This is a genomic window from Streptomyces sp. HUAS ZL42 (assembly GCF_040782645.1).
Lineage (GTDB): Bacteria > Actinomycetota > Actinomycetes > Streptomycetales > Streptomycetaceae > Streptomyces.
In genome coordinates this window covers 7,846,517-7,861,419 of the sequence record NZ_CP160403.1, presented here as the reverse complement: position 1 = coordinate 7,861,419, position 14,903 = coordinate 7,846,517, and the positions used below count along the sequence as shown (strand labels likewise).

Here is a 14,903-nt window from a genome sequence, read left to right as displayed (position 1 = left end):
CCTGCAGTGGACCGACCAGTGTACGTCGCGCCCGGGCGAAACGCCTCGTTTAATCGGCGCACACGAGGGCACCCCCTCAACACGGCCCGGGGGTGCCTCGACGTGTGCGAAAAACCACTTCAGCGTGCGTTGAAGTACTTGGCTTCGGGGTGGTGGATGACGATGGCGTCGGTGGACTGCTCGGGGTGGAGCTGGAACTCCTCCGAGAGGTGGACACCGATCCGTTCCGGCTCGAGCAGCTCGGCGATCTTGGCCCGGTCCTCCAGATCGGGGCAGGCGCCGTAGCCCAGCGAGAAGCGGGCGCCGCGGTACTTCAGGGCGAACATGTCCTCGATGTCGGACGGGTCCTCGCCGGCGAAGCCCAGCTCGGACCGCACGCGCGCGTGCCAGTACTCGGCGAGGGCCTCGGCCAGCTGCACGGACAGGCCGTGCAGTTCGAGGTAGTCGCGGTAGGCGTTGGCCTCGAAGAGCTTCGCGGTCTCCTCGCCGATCCTGGAGCCGACGGTGACGACCTGGAGGCCGACCACGTCGGTCTCGCCGGACTCCTCCGGGCGGAAGAAGTCGGCCAGACACAGCCGGCGGCCGCGGCGCTGGCGCGGGAAGGTGAAGCGGGTGCGTTCGTTGCCCTGCTCGTCCAGGACGATCAGGTCGTCGTCCTTGGAGACGCAGGGGAAGTAGCCGTAGACCACGGCGGCTTCCAGCAGGTTCTCGGTCTGGAGCCTGTCCAGCAGGCCGCGCAGCCGGGGCCTGCCCTCGGTCTCGACGAGCTCTTCGTAGGTGGGTCCGTCGCCGGTGCGGGCCTGCTTCAGGCCCCACTGGCCCTTGAACAGAGCGCCCTCGTCCAGCCAGGTGGCGTACTCCTTGAGCTGGATGCCCTTGACGACGCGTGTGCCCCAGAACGGCGGCTCCGGCACGCGGTTGTCGGTGGCGACGTCGGAGCGGACGTGCCCCTCCTCCGGGCGCTCCTCGACCTCGACCGTGGCCGCGCGGACCCGGCGCTGCTTCAGCTCGGGCAGCTGCGCCCCGGGCACGCCCCGCTTGACGCCGATCAGGGCGTCCATCAGGCGCAGCCCCTCGAAGGCGTCACGGGCGTAGCGGACCTCGCCCTCGTACAGCTCGTGCAGGTCCTGCTCCACATACGCCCGGGTCAGCGCCGCCCCGCCCAGAATGACCGGATAGCTGGCTGCCAGACCGCGGGTGTTGAGCTCCTCCAGGTTCTCCTTCATGATCACCGTGGACTTCACCAGCAGACCCGACATGCCGATCACGTCGGCCCGGTGCTCCTCGGCCGCCTCCAGGATCGCCGAGACCGGCTGCTTGATGCCCAGGTTGACCACGTTGTAGCCGTTGTTCGACAGGATGATGTCGACGAGGTTCTTGCCGATGTCGTGCACGTCGCCGCGCACGGTCGCGAGCACGATGGTGCCCTTGCCCTCGGCGTCCGACTTCTCCATGTGCGGCTCGAGGTGGGCGACGGCGGACTTCATCACCTCGGCGGACTGCAGCACGAACGGCAGCTGCATCTGGCCGGAGCCGAACAGCTCACCGACCACCTTCATACCGTCCAGCAGCGTCTCGTTGACGATGTCCAGCGCGTTGCGGGTCTGCAGCGCCTCGTCCAGGTCGGCCTCGAGCCCGTTGCGCTCCCCGTCGATGATGCGCCGCTTGAGGCGCTCCTCCAGCGGCAGCGCGGCGAGCTCCTCGGCCTTGCCCGCCTTCAGGGACTTGGCGGTGGCGCCCTCGAACAGGGCCATCAGCTTCTGCAGGGGGTCGTAGCCCTCGGCGCGCCGGTCGTGGATCAGGTCGAGGGCGGTCTGCACCTGCTCCTCGTCGAAGCGGGCGATCGGCAGGATCTTCGAGGCGTGCACGATCGCCGAGTCCAGGCCCGCCTTGACGCACTCGTCCAGGAACACGGAGTTCAGCAGGATCCGGGCGGCCGGGTTCAGCCCGAAGGAGATGTTCGACAGGCCGAGAGTGGTCTGCACGTCGGGATGGCGGCGCTTGAGCTCGCGGATCGCCTCGATGGTGGCGACGCCGTCCTTGCGGGACTCCTCCTGACCGGTGCAGATGGTGAAGGTCAGGCAGTCGATGAGGATGTCCTCCTCGCGGATGCCCCAGTTCCCGGTGAGGTCGTCGATGAGCCGTTCGGCGATCTCGACCTTCTTCTCGGGGGTGCGCGCCTGCCCTTCCTCGTCGATGGTCAGGGCGATCAGCGCGGCCCCGTGCTCCTTGGCCAGGGCGGTGACCTTCGCGAACCGCGACTCGGGGCCGTCGCCGTCCTCGTAGTTGACCGAGTTGATGACCGCGCGGCCGCCCAGCTTCTCCAGGCCGGCGCGGAGGACGTCGACCTCGGTGGAGTCCAGCACGATCGGCAGGGTGGAGGCGGTGGCGAAGCGGCCGGCCAGCTCCTCCATGTCGGCCACGCCGTCCCGGCCCACGTAGTCCACGCACAGGTCGAGCAGGTGGGCGCCCTCACGGATCTGCTCCCGGGCCATCTCCACACAGTCGTCCCAGCGACCCGCCAGCATCGCCTCGCGGAACTTCTTCGACCCGTTGGCGTTGGTGCGCTCACCGATCGCCAGGTACGAGGTGTCCTGCCGGAACGGAACCGTCTGGTAGAGGGAGGCGGCGCCCGGCTCGGGGCGGGGGTTGCGCTCGGCCGGGGTGAGGTCACGGACCCGCTCGACGACCTGACGCAGGTGCTCGGGGGTGGTGCCGCAGCAGCCGCCGATCAGGGACAGGCCGTAGTCGCGGACGAAGTTCTCCTGGGCGTCGGCGAGCTCCGGCGCGCTCAGCGGGTAGGTGGCACCGTCCTTGCCCAGGACCGGCAGGCCCGCGTTCGGCATGCAGGCCAGCGGGATACGGGCGTTGCGGGCCAGGTAGCGCAGGTGCTCGCTCATCTCGGCGGGGCCGGTCGCGCAGTTCATGCCGATCATGTCGATGCCGAGCGGCTCCAGGGCCGTCAGGGCGGCGCCGATCTCCGAGCCGAGCAGCATGGTGCCGGTCGTCTCGACGGTCACCGAGCAGATCAGCGGCACATCCAGGCCGGCGATCTCCCGGGCGCGGTGGGCGCCGAGGACGGCCGCCTTGGTCTGCAGCAGGTCCTGGGTGGTCTCGACGATGAGTGCGTCGGCACCGCCGGCGATGAGGCCCTCGGCGTTCTGCTGGTAGGCGTCGCGCAGCGTGGTGTACGCGACATGGCCGAGGGTGGGCAGCTTGGTGCCGGGGCCGATGGAGCCGAGGACCCAGCGCGTGCGTCCGTCGCGCCCGGCGAAGGCGTCGGCCGTCTCGCGGGCGATGCGGGCGCCGGCCTCGGACAGCTCGTGCACCCGCTCGGGGATGTCGTACTCGGCCATCGCGGCGAAGTTCGCGCCGAAGGTGTTGGTCTCGACACAGTCCACGCCCGCGTCGAAGTACGCCTCGTGGACCGAACGGACGATGTCGGGCCGGGTGACGTTGAGGATCTCGTTGCAGCCTTCGAGGTTCTGGAAGTCCTCGAGGGTGGGCTCCTGGGCCTGGAGCATCGTGCCCATGGCTCCGTCGGCCACCACCACGCGGGTGGCGAGGGCCTCGCGGAGCGCGGACACACGGGTCCGGCTGTCGGCGGAAGGGGTCGGCGGCACAGAGGCCATGAAGGGGCTCCCTTGGGTGCGACGGCTGTCGGCTTTGCGCTTCCGCTTCCGGAGGAGACCCGGGCCGGGCTCCCGAGGAGGGCGCACCCCGTCAGGGTAGCCGGGACCCGGGGCATATGGTCAGGGCGTCCACGGGGCGGACGAGGACCGTGTCGGGGTCACTCCGGGAAACGGGTGACGTGACGAGTGACGCAGCAGGAATCGACCGACCATTAGCGGGAGGTCGTCATGGACCGGTAGTGTTCGGCATTGCCGAACGGCGGCAGAAACGTCGCGCGTGGACGGTCGAAGGGGACGGAGGCAGGACGGCGATGGCACGGAACATCCAGTCGCTCGAACGGGCGGCCGCGATGCTGCGGCTGCTCGCGGGCGGCGAGCGGCGGCTCGGCCTCTCGGACATCGCCTCGTCGCTGGGCCTTGCCAAGGGCACGGCCCACGGCATATTGCGCACCCTCCAGCAGGAGGGCTTCGTCGAACAGGACGAAGCCTCCGGGCGGTACCAGCTGGGCGCCGAGCTGCTGCGGCTGGGGACCACCTACCTCGACGTCCACGAGCTGCGCGCGCGGGCCCTGGTGTGGACGGACGACCTGGCCCGTGCCAGCGGCGAGAGCGTCTATCTGGGCGTGCTGCACCAGCAGGGTGTGCTGATCGTGCACCACGTCTTCCGGCCGGACGACAGCCGGCAGGTCCTGGAGATCGGGGCCATGCAGCCGCTGCACTCCACGGCCCTGGGCAAGGTGCTGTCGGCGTACGACCCGGTGGCGCACAGCGAGGCCGTCGAGGCCGACCGCAAGGCGTTCACCGACCGGACCGTGTGCGAACTGGACGCGTTCGAGCAGATCCTCGACATCACCCGCGCGCGTGGGTACGCGGCGGACGTGGAGGAGACCTGGGAGGGTGTGGCGTCCATCGCCGCGCCCATCCACAACCGGCGGCGCATGCCGGTCGGAGCGGTCGGCATCACCGGGGCCGTGGAGCGGGTGGGCCGGGACGGCGAGGTGCGCCACGAGCTGATCGCCGCGGTGCGGGACTGTGCCCGCGCGGTGTCGCGGGATCTGGGCGCCGGACGGTTCTGAGCGCCGTACACCGCGCAAGGAGGACGACCGGGACGTCGTATGACGTTCCGGTCGATGCCACGCACTGACACAACCGGACACATCACCAGGCCGACACGCGCCGTATTTGCTACTCCGCAGTACGCATCAGACCTGGCAGTGTCGATAAATCAACACAACCAACAACGTTCGCGCATTCGATGACAGACCCCTTGACTCATGCGCGACGCCGAGGCAAGACTCCCGTCCATCGGTCGGCATTGTCGAACACCTACCGGCAATACGCGCTAGAGTGTGGCAACGCCAAGGACCGGATTCGCTCTCACCCCCGAGGGCGCGGAATCCCCGGAGGGACCCGGGGTTCGGCTTCCCTGGACGAAGGACAAAGGAGTCGCGGGTGTCCAGCTCCGACATCTTCATCGGCGAGACCATCGGTACCGCCATACTCATCCTGCTCGGCGGTGGCGTCTGCGCCGCCGTCACGCTGAAGGCCTCCAAGGCCCGCAACGCCGGCTGGCTCGCCATCACCTTCGGGTGGGGCTTCGCAGTGCTCACGGCGGTCTACACCTCGGCGCCGCTGTCCGGCGCGCACCTCAACCCCGCCGTGACGCTCGCACTCGCGATCAAGGACGACGACTGGAGCAACGTCCCGGTCTACTGGGCCGGACAGCTGCTCGGCGCCGCGATCGGCGCGGCCCTGGTCTGGGTCGCCTACTACGGCCAGTTCCACGCGCACCTCACCGACAAGGAGATCGTCGGCGGTCCGGGTGCGCAGGCCACGGCGGCGAAGGCCGTCGAGGCCCAGGAGAAGGGCGCCGGCCCGGTCCTGGGCATCTTCTCCACCGGCCCGGAGATCCGGAACGTGGTGCAGAACCTGCTCACGGAGATCATCGGCACCGTCGTGCTGGTGCTCGCCATCCTCACGCAGGGCCTGAACGACAAGGGCAACGGTCTGGGCACGCTGGGCGCCCTGGTCGTCGCACTCGTGGTCGTCTCGATCGGTCTGTCGCTCGGCGGCCCGACCGGCTACGCGATCAACCCGGCCCGTGACCTCGGTCCGCGCATTGTTCACGCCCTCCTGCCCCTGCCCAACAAGGGCGGCTCCGACTGGGGCTACGCCTGGATCCCGGTCGTCGGTCCGCTGATCGGCGCGGCGATCGCCGCAGGCATCTACAACGTCGCATTTGCTTAAAGAGCACCAAGAGCGCCGGGCCCGGACCTCCGGGCACCGGGGCACCGAGCCTCACAGCACGCGCCGTACGTATACAGCTCCATCACCACGGAACTCCCAGGAGAAACAGTGACCGACGCCCACACCGCCGGCCCGTTCATCGCCGCCATCGACCAGGGCACCACCTCGTCCCGCTGCATCATCTTCGACCGCGACGGCCGTATCGTCTCCGTCGACCAGAAGGAGCACGAGCAGATCTTCCCGAAGCCGGGCTGGGTCGAGCACAACGCCAACGAGATCTGGACCAACGTCCAGGAGGTCGTCGCCGGTGCGGTCGCGAAGGCCGGCATCACCCGCGACGACATCAAGGCCATCGGCATCACCAACCAGCGCGAGACCACGCTGCTGTGGGACAAGAACACCGGTGAGCCCGTCCACAACGCCATCGTCTGGCAGGACACCCGCACCGACGCCCTCTGCAAGGAGCTCGGCCGCAACGTCGGCCAGGACCGCTTCCGCCGCGAGACCGGCCTTCCCCTAGCCTCCTACTTCGCCGGTCCCAAGGCCCGCTGGCTGCTCGACAACGTCGAGGGCCTGCGCGAGCGCGCCGAGGCGGGCGACATCCTGTTCGGCACCATGGACACCTGGGTCATCTGGAACCTGACCGGTGGTGTCGACGGAGGACAGCACGTCACCGACGTCACCAACGCCTCCCGCACCATGCTGATGAACCTGCACACCATGGAGTGGGACGAGAAGATCGCCGAGTCCATCGGCGTGCCGCTCGCGATGCTGCCCGACATCCGCTCCTCCGCCGAGGTGTACGGCGAGATCAAGGGCGGCAAGCTCGGTGACCTGCTCGGCGGCATCCCGGTCGCCTCCGCGCTCGGCGACCAGCAGGCGGCCCTGTTCGGCCAGACCTGTTTCTCCGAGGGTGAGGCCAAGTCGACGTACGGCACCGGCACGTTCATGCTGATGAACACCGGCGAGAAGATCATCAACTCGTACTCCGGCCTGCTGACCACCGTCGGCTACCGCATCGGCGACGACGCTCCGGTCTACGCCCTCGAGGGCTCGATCGCCGTCACCGGTTCGCTGGTGCAGTGGATGCGCGACCAGATGGGCCTGATCAGCACCGCCGCCGAGATCGAGACCCTGGCGCTCTCGGTCGAGGACAACGGCGGCGCGTACTTCGTGCCGGCCTTCTCCGGCCTGTTCGCCCCGTACTGGCGCTCCGACGCCCGCGGTGTGATCGCCGGCCTCACCCGGTACGTCACCAAGGCGCACCTGGCGCGCGCCGTTCTGGAGGCCACGGCCTGGCAGACCCGTGAGATCACCGACGCCATGACGAAGGACTCCGGCGTCGAGCTCGCGGCCCTCAAGGTCGACGGCGGCATGACCTCCAACAACCTGCTGATGCAGACCCTCTCGGACTTCCTGGACGCCCCCGTGGTGCGTCCGATGGTCGCCGAGACCACCTGCCTCGGCGCCGCCTACGCCGCCGGTCTCGCCGTCGGCTTCTGGACCAGCACGGAGGACCTGCGCGCCAACTGGCGCCGGGCCGCCGAGTGGACCCCCCGCATGGACGCGGAGATCCGCGACCGTGAGTACAAGAGCTGGCTCAAGGCCGTCGAGCGGACCATGGGCTGGCTCGAGGACGAGAGCTGACGAGAGCTCTGACGAGGAGTTAGTAACCCGAAATGACCAGTCAGACCACCCTGCAGTCCGTGCCTGCCCTCGGTACACGCCCGGCCTCCGGCTTCAACCCGAGCCGCGCCGAGACCCGGGAGCAGCTCGCCAAGGCGTCGTACGACCTTCTCGTGATCGGCGGCGGCATCCTGGGCATCTCCACCGCCTGGCACGCCGCGCAGTCCGGCCTGCGGGTGGCTCTGGTCGACGCCGGTGACTTCGCCGGCGCCACCTCCTCCGCCTCCTCCAAACTGCTCCACGGCGGTCTGCGCTATCTGCAGACCGGCGCGGTGAAGCTGGTGGCGGAGAACCACTTCGAGCGCCGTGCGGTCTCCCGTCAGGTGGCCCCCCACCTGGCGAACCCGCTCACGTTCTACCTCCCCGTGTACAAGGGCGGGCCGCACGGCGCGGCGAAGCTCGGGGCGGGCGTGTTCGCCTACTCCGCGCTGTCGGCGTTCGGTGACGGTGTCGGGCATCTGCTCTCGCCGGCGAAGGCCGCGCAGGACGTGCCCGAGCTGCGCACCGACAACCTCAAGGCCGTCGCCGTGTACGGCGACGACCAGATGAACGACTCCCGGATGGCGCTGATGACGGTCCGCGCGGCCGTCGAGTCGGGCGCGGTGGTGCTGAACCACGCCGAGGTGACGGGCCTGCGCTTCACCAAGGGCCGGGTGACGGGCGCCGATCTGCGCGACCGTCTCTCCGGCGACGAGTTCGGCGTGAACGCCCGCCTGGTACTGAACGCGACCGGACCGTGGGTCGACCACCTGCGCAAGATGGAGGACCCGAATGCCGCGCCGTCGATCCGTCTGTCGAAGGGCGCGCATCTGGTCCTGAAGCGGACGTCTCCGTGGAAGGCCGCCCTCGCCACCCCGATCGACAAGTACCGCATCACCTTCGCCCTCCCCTGGGAGGACATGCTGCTGCTCGGCACGACCGACGAGGAGTTCGAGGGCGACCCGGCGGACGTCGCCGTCAACGACAAGGACATAACCCAGATCCTGGACGAGGCGGCGTTCTCGATCCGGGACCAGCAGCTGAGCCCCTCCCTGATCACGTACGCCTTCGCGGGTCTGCGGGTGCTGCCGGGCGGGCCCGGCGACACGGCGAAGGCCAAGCGCGAGACCGTGGTGACCGAGGGCAAGGGCGGCATGCTGTCCGTCGCGGGCGGCAAGTGGACGACCTTCCGGCACATCGGCCGTACGGTCATGCAGAAGCTGGAGTCGCTGCCGGGGCGCCCGCTGGGCGAGGACTTCGAGCCGATCTCCTCGCTGCCGAAGAAGCTGCCGCTGCCGGGCATCGCCAACCCGCGCGCGGTCGCCCACCGCCTGCTGACCGACCGCCCGGCGCCGGGCCCGCGCATGGGCGCGGACACCGCCAAGCACCTGGCCACGCACTACGGTTCGCTGGCCTTCGACATCGCCCGCCTGGCCAACGAGAACCCGGAGCTGGGCGAGCGCGTCCACCCGGACGCGCCGGAGATCTGGGCGCAGGTCGTCTACGCCCGCGACAACGAGTGGGCGGAGACGGCGGACGACGTGCTGCGCCGACGTACGACGCTGACGATCCGCGGCCTGGCCACGAACGAGGTCCGTGCGAAGGTCCAGGACCTGCTCGACAAGAAGTAGACCCCTCGGCCGGCCCCACTCCCCCTGACCGGGGGCCGGCAGCACGAGGGACGGCCCCATCCGCACCGGGGCCGGACCACGAAAGGGGCGGCTCCACGCCGACGGAGCCGCCCCTTTCGCCGTCCCTGCTCGGGGCCGACGCTCCGATCCCGGCTTCGATGTACGCCTGACCAGTGCATTTCCTCTCCCGTTCACCCGGCTGAACCCCCATAATGACCTGAGACATCCGATGTCTGAGTGAGGATGTCTGGACGATGAGCGACAGGGAGGCCGGTCATGGCAGTCACCGACGAGGCGATCGAGAAGATCAAGGGCATGATCGTCTCCGGCGCGCTGCGCCCCGGTGACCGGCTGCCCAAGGAGAGCGAGCTCGCGGCCGAGCTCGGGCTGTCCCGCAACTCCCTGCGGGAGGCCGTGCGTGCTCTGTCGCTGATCCGGATCCTGGACGTGCGGCAGGGCGACGGCACCTATGTGACGAGCCTCGACCCGCAACTGCTCCTCGAGGCGCTGAGCTTCGTCGTCGACTTCCACCGCGACGACACGGTCCTGGAGTTCCTCGCCGTGCGCCGCATCCTGGAGCCGGCCGCGACGGCGATGGCGGCGCTGCGCATCAGCGAGCAGCAACTGGACGCGCTGGACGCACAGTTGGACAAGCTCGGTGACGACCCGTCGGTGGAGGAGCTGGTCGCCTGCGACCTGGAGTTCCACCGGGGCATCGTGCAGAGCGCCGGCAACTCGGTGCTGTGCTCCCTGCTCGACGGCCTGTCCGGGCCGACCACCCGGGCCCGGATCTGGCGCGGGCTCACCCAGGAGGACGCGGTGGGCCGCACCCTGCGCGAGCACAGGGCCATCCTGGCGGCGCTGCGCGACCGGGACGCGGAGGCCGCGCGGTCGTGGGCGACCGTGCACATCGGGAGCGTGGAGCAGTGGCTGCGGTCGACGCTGTGACAGGGGCCGGACAGGGGGTGTTCGGGGGTGGTGAACGGGGCAGTGATCCGTTCACTCCCCCGTGCAAGGGGGCTGCGGTCGCCCCCGCCGCACGCCGTAAGGTTGGGTGGTCAGGCGAGGGCACGTCGGAAGGAGGCACTGGGTGATCGAGCTCGAGGGGGTTCCCGAGCTGATCGACCCGGTCATGGTGGCCGCGTTCGAGGGCTGGAACGATGCCGGCGACGCCGCCTCCACCGCGGTCGCGCATCTGGAGAGGGAGTGGAAGGGCGAGGTCTTCGCGGCGCTGGACGCCGAGGACTACTACGACTTCCAGGTGAACCGCCCCACGGTGTGGATGGACGGCGGCGTGCGCAAGATCACGTGGCCGACGACAAGGTTGTCGGTGGTCCGGGTCGGCGGCGAGAAGCCGCGCGACCTGGTGCTTGTCCGGGGTATCGAACCGTCCATGCGCTGGCGCTCGTTCTGCAACGAGTTGCTCGGCTTCGCGCACGAGCTGGGTGTGGAGCTGGTGGTCATCCTGGGCGCGCTGCTCGGTGACACCCCGCACACACGTCCGGTCCCGATCAGCGGGACCACGTCCGACGCGGATCTGGCGCGCCGGATGGACCTGGAGGAGACCAAGTACGAGGGGCCCACGGGCATCGTCGGCGTCCTGCAGGAGGCGTGCACGCACGCGGGCGTGCCGGCCGTCAGCCTCTGGGCGGCCGTGCCGCACTACGTCTCGCAGCCACCCAACCCGAAGGCCACGCTGGCCCTGCTCAACCGGCTCGAGGACCTGATCGACGTGCGCATCCCGCTGGGCGAGCTGCCCGAGGACGCGCGGGCCTGGCAGGTGGGGGTGGACCAGCTGGCCGCGGAGGACAGCGAGGTCGCCGAGTACGTCCAGACGCTGGAGGAGGCCCGGGACACCGCGGAGCTGCCCGAGGCGTCGGGTGAGGCGATCGCCCGCGAGTTCGAGCGCTATCTGCGGCGCCGGGACGGGGGCGACGGCCCGCCGTATCTGCGGGACAATCCCGGGGAGCGGAGCCGGCCGCCGAAGCCGAGCACGGACGACGACGATTCGTCGGAGAACTGAACGGGCGGTGCGCCTCGGGCGCACCGCCCTGTTCCGTCAGGCCTGTACCGCCGCCTTTTTCGATCAGGCCCGGACGGAGTCCGTCGGGTCGTTCAGGCCGGTACGGCGACCACGGAGTACGTCGTCTCGGGCGTCGGCGTTGTGGTGAACCGGGCGTTGGGCAGGTAGAGCCGGTCCTTGTACACGGCCGCTGTCGTCGGCACGTCGAAGTCCGCGTCCGTGATGCGGCGCTGGAAGACCCCGCTGCGGCCGTCGGACGCCAGCTTGAACACGTCGATCGCGTTCTGCCGGTTCTGTACGACGTACAGCGTCCGCCCGATGCGCAGCAGTCCGTCGCCGTTGGTGAGCGGGGCCGCGTCGCCGAGGTCGACCAGCCGGGTGACGCCGGTGTGATGGTCGACCCGGTGCAGGCCGCCGACTCCGGACTGCACCACGAGGAGCGCCGAGCCGTCGGGCGTGCGGCTGACGCCGTTGGCGTTCACGGCCCCGTCGCCGACCTGGCTCCAGTCGCCGCTCAGCGGGAGACGTACGACGTCGGAGGCGTCCGGCAGTTCACCGGCGCGGCCGAGCGGCAGGGCGTACAGCGTGGGCTGGAACGAGTCCGTGAACCAGGCCGCGCGCGGGGTCAGGAAGACGTCGTTGACGAAGGTCGGGGTGGTCGTGGCGAGGACGTACGAGGCGATGGTCTCGCCACTGCGCACATCCACGACCCGGGCGCCGGAGTCGCGCCCGGAGACGAACAGGCGGCCCCGGTCGTCGAGTTTGAGACCGACCGACGGCGTGCCGGGCCCGGCGGAGATGATCCCGCCCTCGCCGGTGCGCAGGTCGGCGCGGTAGATGGAGCCGTCGCCGAGCGAACCGAGGTAGGCGTACGGTCCGCGCCCGATCGCGATGCCCTCCGGGCGGAAGCCGTTCGGCAGCGGGATCACGTCCGGCCAGGTGGCCGTGGACCGCGCGGTGGCGCCGGCCGGTGAGGCGGTCAGCGCGGCGCCGGTGGTCAACGCGCCGAGCGCGAGAAGTCTGCGGCGCGTCAGAGAGTGTGCGAAGGAACCGTGTGTGGGTGCCACGGATCGTCCTTCCGCGTAGGGACCGGCAGTTGGCCCGGTCCAGCGGTCAACTACCGCTCCACCCCATCACAAGCGCCGCTGCGGCCACAGCTCCTGACAGACCATCGACAGCGCCTCGACAGCATCTGGCCTGATTATGCCGTGACATCTGTTTCAGGACGGATTGAACACGTTACCCCATTCAACTTGTATTCAAACCGAGTTGGCGAATTGGGTCTGGACGGCCCGCCCCGGGAGTGCTTGGTTGTCTGCCGAAGGCGCGCCGCAGCACCGCTACTTGGCATCCGCACGGACCGAAGGGAGCGGTATCCGATGAACGAGCAGGCACAGCCGGCGCAGGACCCGGGCGCATCCGGGCCGGGGCCCGACGGAGCGGGATTCACCTATCGAGGAGCCGAGCAGGAACTGATCGTCGTAGCCCGTCCCGAGTCCAGGCTGCGTGCCCGGGCCGAGGGCGTCCGGTCGGCGGCCGGCGCCGACGTCTCGGCGCTCAACATGTTCCTCGGTGACGAACAGCTCTCCCTGGAACCGCTGTTCGGCAGCGAGGAACGCCTCCAGCAGGCACCCGGCGCGGAGAGCGCGCCCGACCTCGCCCTGTTCTACCGGGTGCGCGGCGGGGAGAGCCGCGCCCAGGTCTTGCGTGCGCGGATCGCCGCACTGCCGGGGATCGACACGGCGTACGTCAAGCCGGGCGCCGTACCCGCCGCCGTGGGGCAGGTCGGGCAGGACAGCGGACGGCTCAAGGAAGGCGCGCCGGTCACGCCCGACTTCAGCGGCCGGCAGGGCTATCTGCGGCCCGCGCCGGAGGGCGTGGACGCCCACTGGGCCTGGCAGCGGCCGGGCGGCTCAGGACAGGGCGTGACCGTGATCGACGTCGAGGGCGGCTGGCAGCTCGGCCACGAGGACCTGGCCGCCAAGCTCGCCGGCGTGGTCGTCGGCACTCCGCTGACCGATCTCGCCTGGCGCAACCACGGCACCGCGGTGATCGGCGTCATCGGTGGCGACCGGGGCGAGCGCGGCGTCACCGGCATCGCACCGGACGCGGTGACCGCGGCCGCGTCGTTCCAGGGCCTCGGCACGGCGGCGGCGATCCATGCGGCGGCCGACCGGCTCGCGCCGGGCGACATCGTGCTGATCGAACTCCACCGGCCGGGGCCCCGGTTCGACTTCGCGGAGCGCGACGACCAGCGGGGCTACATCGCCCTCGAATGGTGGCCGGACGACTACGCGGCCGTCCGCTACGCCACCGCCAAGGGCATCCTGGTCGTGGCGGCCGCCGGCAACGGCGCCGAGTCGCTCGACGACGCGGTCTACGAACGTCGTCCCGACGAATTCCCGGAGTGGTGGCGCAACCCGTTCAACCCCTCCAACGAGTCCTCCGGCGCGGTGCTGGTCGGCGCGGGCGCCCCGCCGCCGGGCACGCACGGCCGCGACCACGGCCCGGACCGCTCCCGGCTCGCGTTCTCCAACTACGGCTCCCGCGTGGACGCGCAGGGCTGGGGGCGTGAGGTGACGACGACCGGCGGCTTCTGGGACCGGCCCGGCGACCTGCAGGGCGGGCCCGAGGAGATCGCCTGGTACACCGACACGTTCTCGGGGACCTCCTCCGCCTCCCCGGTGGTGGTCGGCGCGCTGGCCGCGCTGCAGGGCATGCTCAAGACGGCCGGCCAGCAGCCGATGTCCCCGCAGCTGGCCCGCACGGTGCTGCGGTCCACGGGCTCCCCGCAGCAGGACGCGCCGGGCCGGCCCGCCTCCCAGCGGATCGGCAACCGGCCCGACATCAGGGCGGCCGTCGCCCATCTGCTGCCGCACGCGGTCGGCTCGGGCCGGGCCGAGCGGTACTGGGACGAGCTCCTGCCGTATCCGCGCGAACTCCCGCCCCGCCTCCGGCTGTTCGTGGCCGGCGGCTGGCGCAACCTCAACCACCCGTCCCCCGAGATCCGCCAGGCGGTGCACACCGCCTTCGCGGGGGGACGGCCCGACGTCCGAGTGTGGTTCTCGGACGACGAGATCGTCGGCCTGGTCGTCACCGGCTGACGAACCCATCACATCAAGGGAAGGTGACACCCGTATGAGCACCACCCCGCAGATGAGTCACATGGGACAGCAGCAGGGCCAGCAGTTCCCGAGCACCTCGCCGTACCAGCAGCAGCCGTACGGCATGGGCGGCACCCTGGAGCAGCTCCAGCAGCTCGGTCAGCAGCAGCCGTACCAGCAGCTGCTGCAGCAGCTCGGGCAGCAGCAGGGCTACGGCCAGCCGCAGCAACAGCAGGTCGAGCAGCAGGTGCAGCAGCTGCTCCAGCAGGTGACGCAGTCAGCGATCCAGCAGGTCTCGGCACAGGTGCTGCACGCCGGCATCGCCAACGGCTACGTCGACATCGTGCAGCCGCTGCCGGGCCAGCCGCAGCAGATCTTCCTGCGCTTCCCGGACGGCTTCCGCGTCCTCAACAACCCGACGCCGCAGGCCCACGACGAGATCCAGGAGGCCTTCGCGTTCGGCCACCAGGTCGTCGGCATCTGGGACAGCGCGTCGCCGGCGATCCTGCGCAGCGTCCGGGTGCAGAAGCTCTGACGCACACCGGCAGGTAGGTGACGCGAAGGGCGGTTCCTCCCGCGGGGAGGAACCGCCCCTCTCGTG

The 14,903-nt window shown here is 70.3% G+C and carries 10 protein-coding genes; 8 read left to right on the top strand and 2 right to left on the bottom strand.

What is annotated here, in order from left to right; all coding sequences use genetic code 11:
- Positions 1-119 precede the first annotated feature (119 nt).
- On the bottom strand, positions 120-3,632 hold the full coding sequence (gene metH, locus ABZO29_RS35805) for a methionine synthase (RefSeq protein ID WP_367324347.1): 3,513 nt from the start codon (positions 3,630-3,632) through the stop codon (positions 120-122).
- 311 nt (positions 3,633-3,943) lie between these two features.
- Here metH and ABZO29_RS35800 point away from each other — a divergent pair, with 311 nt between their 5' ends.
- The 6 genes from ABZO29_RS35800 (at position 3,944) to ABZO29_RS35775 (ending at position 11,198) form a co-directional block, all read left to right on the top strand.
- On the top strand, positions 3,944-4,708 hold the full coding sequence (locus tag ABZO29_RS35800; RefSeq protein WP_367324346.1) for an IclR family transcriptional regulator: 765 nt from the start codon (positions 3,944-3,946) through the stop codon (positions 4,706-4,708).
- 376 nt (positions 4,709-5,084) lie between these two features.
- The gene (locus ABZO29_RS35795) at positions 5,085-5,879 is read left to right on the top strand and encodes an MIP/aquaporin family protein (protein WP_367324345.1); all 795 of its coding nucleotides are present in this window, start codon (positions 5,085-5,087) and stop codon (positions 5,877-5,879) included.
- Between the two features lie 108 nt (positions 5,880-5,987).
- Positions 5,988-7,526 (top strand): glycerol kinase GlpK, encoded by a 1,539-nt coding sequence (gene glpK, locus ABZO29_RS35790; protein WP_367324344.1) that lies wholly within the window; start codon positions 5,988-5,990, stop codon positions 7,524-7,526.
- Positions 7,527-7,558: 32 nt separating this feature from the next.
- Positions 7,559-9,175, top strand: a complete 1,617-nt coding sequence (locus tag ABZO29_RS35785) for an FAD-dependent oxidoreductase (RefSeq protein ID WP_367324343.1) — start codon at positions 7,559-7,561, stop codon at positions 9,173-9,175.
- Between the two features lie 276 nt (positions 9,176-9,451).
- Positions 9,452-10,123, top strand: a complete 672-nt coding sequence (locus tag ABZO29_RS35780) for a FadR/GntR family transcriptional regulator (RefSeq protein WP_367324342.1) — start codon at positions 9,452-9,454, stop codon at positions 10,121-10,123.
- Positions 10,124-10,265: 142 nt separating this feature from the next.
- Positions 10,266-11,198, top strand: coding sequence for a PAC2 family protein (locus tag ABZO29_RS35775; RefSeq protein ID WP_367324341.1), 933 nt, complete (start codon positions 10,266-10,268; stop codon positions 11,196-11,198).
- Between the two features lie 92 nt (positions 11,199-11,290).
- On the opposite strand, the gene ABZO29_RS35770 is transcribed toward ABZO29_RS35775, so the two are convergent.
- On the bottom strand, positions 11,291-12,265 hold the full coding sequence (locus tag ABZO29_RS35770; RefSeq protein WP_367324340.1) for an SMP-30/gluconolactonase/LRE family protein: 975 nt from the start codon (positions 12,263-12,265) through the stop codon (positions 11,291-11,293).
- Positions 12,266-12,577: 312 nt separating this feature from the next.
- Between ABZO29_RS35770 and ABZO29_RS35765 the strand changes: the two genes are divergently transcribed.
- On the top strand, positions 12,578-14,302 hold the full coding sequence (locus ABZO29_RS35765) for a S8 family peptidase (RefSeq protein WP_367324339.1): 1,725 nt from the start codon (positions 12,578-12,580) through the stop codon (positions 14,300-14,302).
- A gap of 34 nt (positions 14,303-14,336) precedes the next feature.
- Positions 14,337-14,837: a hypothetical protein gene (locus tag ABZO29_RS35760; protein WP_367324338.1), complete on the top strand. Its 501-nt coding sequence runs from the start codon at positions 14,337-14,339 to the stop codon at positions 14,835-14,837.
- Positions 14,838-14,903 lie beyond the last annotated feature (66 nt).

Bases quoted from the DNA above. Each gene is read 5' to 3' on its own strand.
- metH (WP_367324347.1), bottom strand. From the start codon at position 3,632: ATGGCCTCTGTGCCGCCGACCCCTTCCGCCGACAGCCGGACCCGTGTG.
- ABZO29_RS35800 (WP_367324346.1), top strand. From the start codon at position 3,944: ATGGCACGGAACATCCAGTCGCTCGAACGGGCGGCCGCGATGCTGCGG.
- ABZO29_RS35785 (WP_367324343.1), top strand. From the start codon at position 7,559: ATGACCAGTCAGACCACCCTGCAGTCCGTGCCTGCCCTCGGTACACGC.
- ABZO29_RS35780 (WP_367324342.1), top strand. From the start codon at position 9,452: ATGGCAGTCACCGACGAGGCGATCGAGAAGATCAAGGGCATGATCGTC.
- ABZO29_RS35765 (WP_367324339.1), top strand. From the start codon at position 12,578: ATGAACGAGCAGGCACAGCCGGCGCAGGACCCGGGCGCATCCGGGCCG.
- ABZO29_RS35760 (WP_367324338.1), top strand. From the start codon at position 14,337: ATGAGCACCACCCCGCAGATGAGTCACATGGGACAGCAGCAGGGCCAG.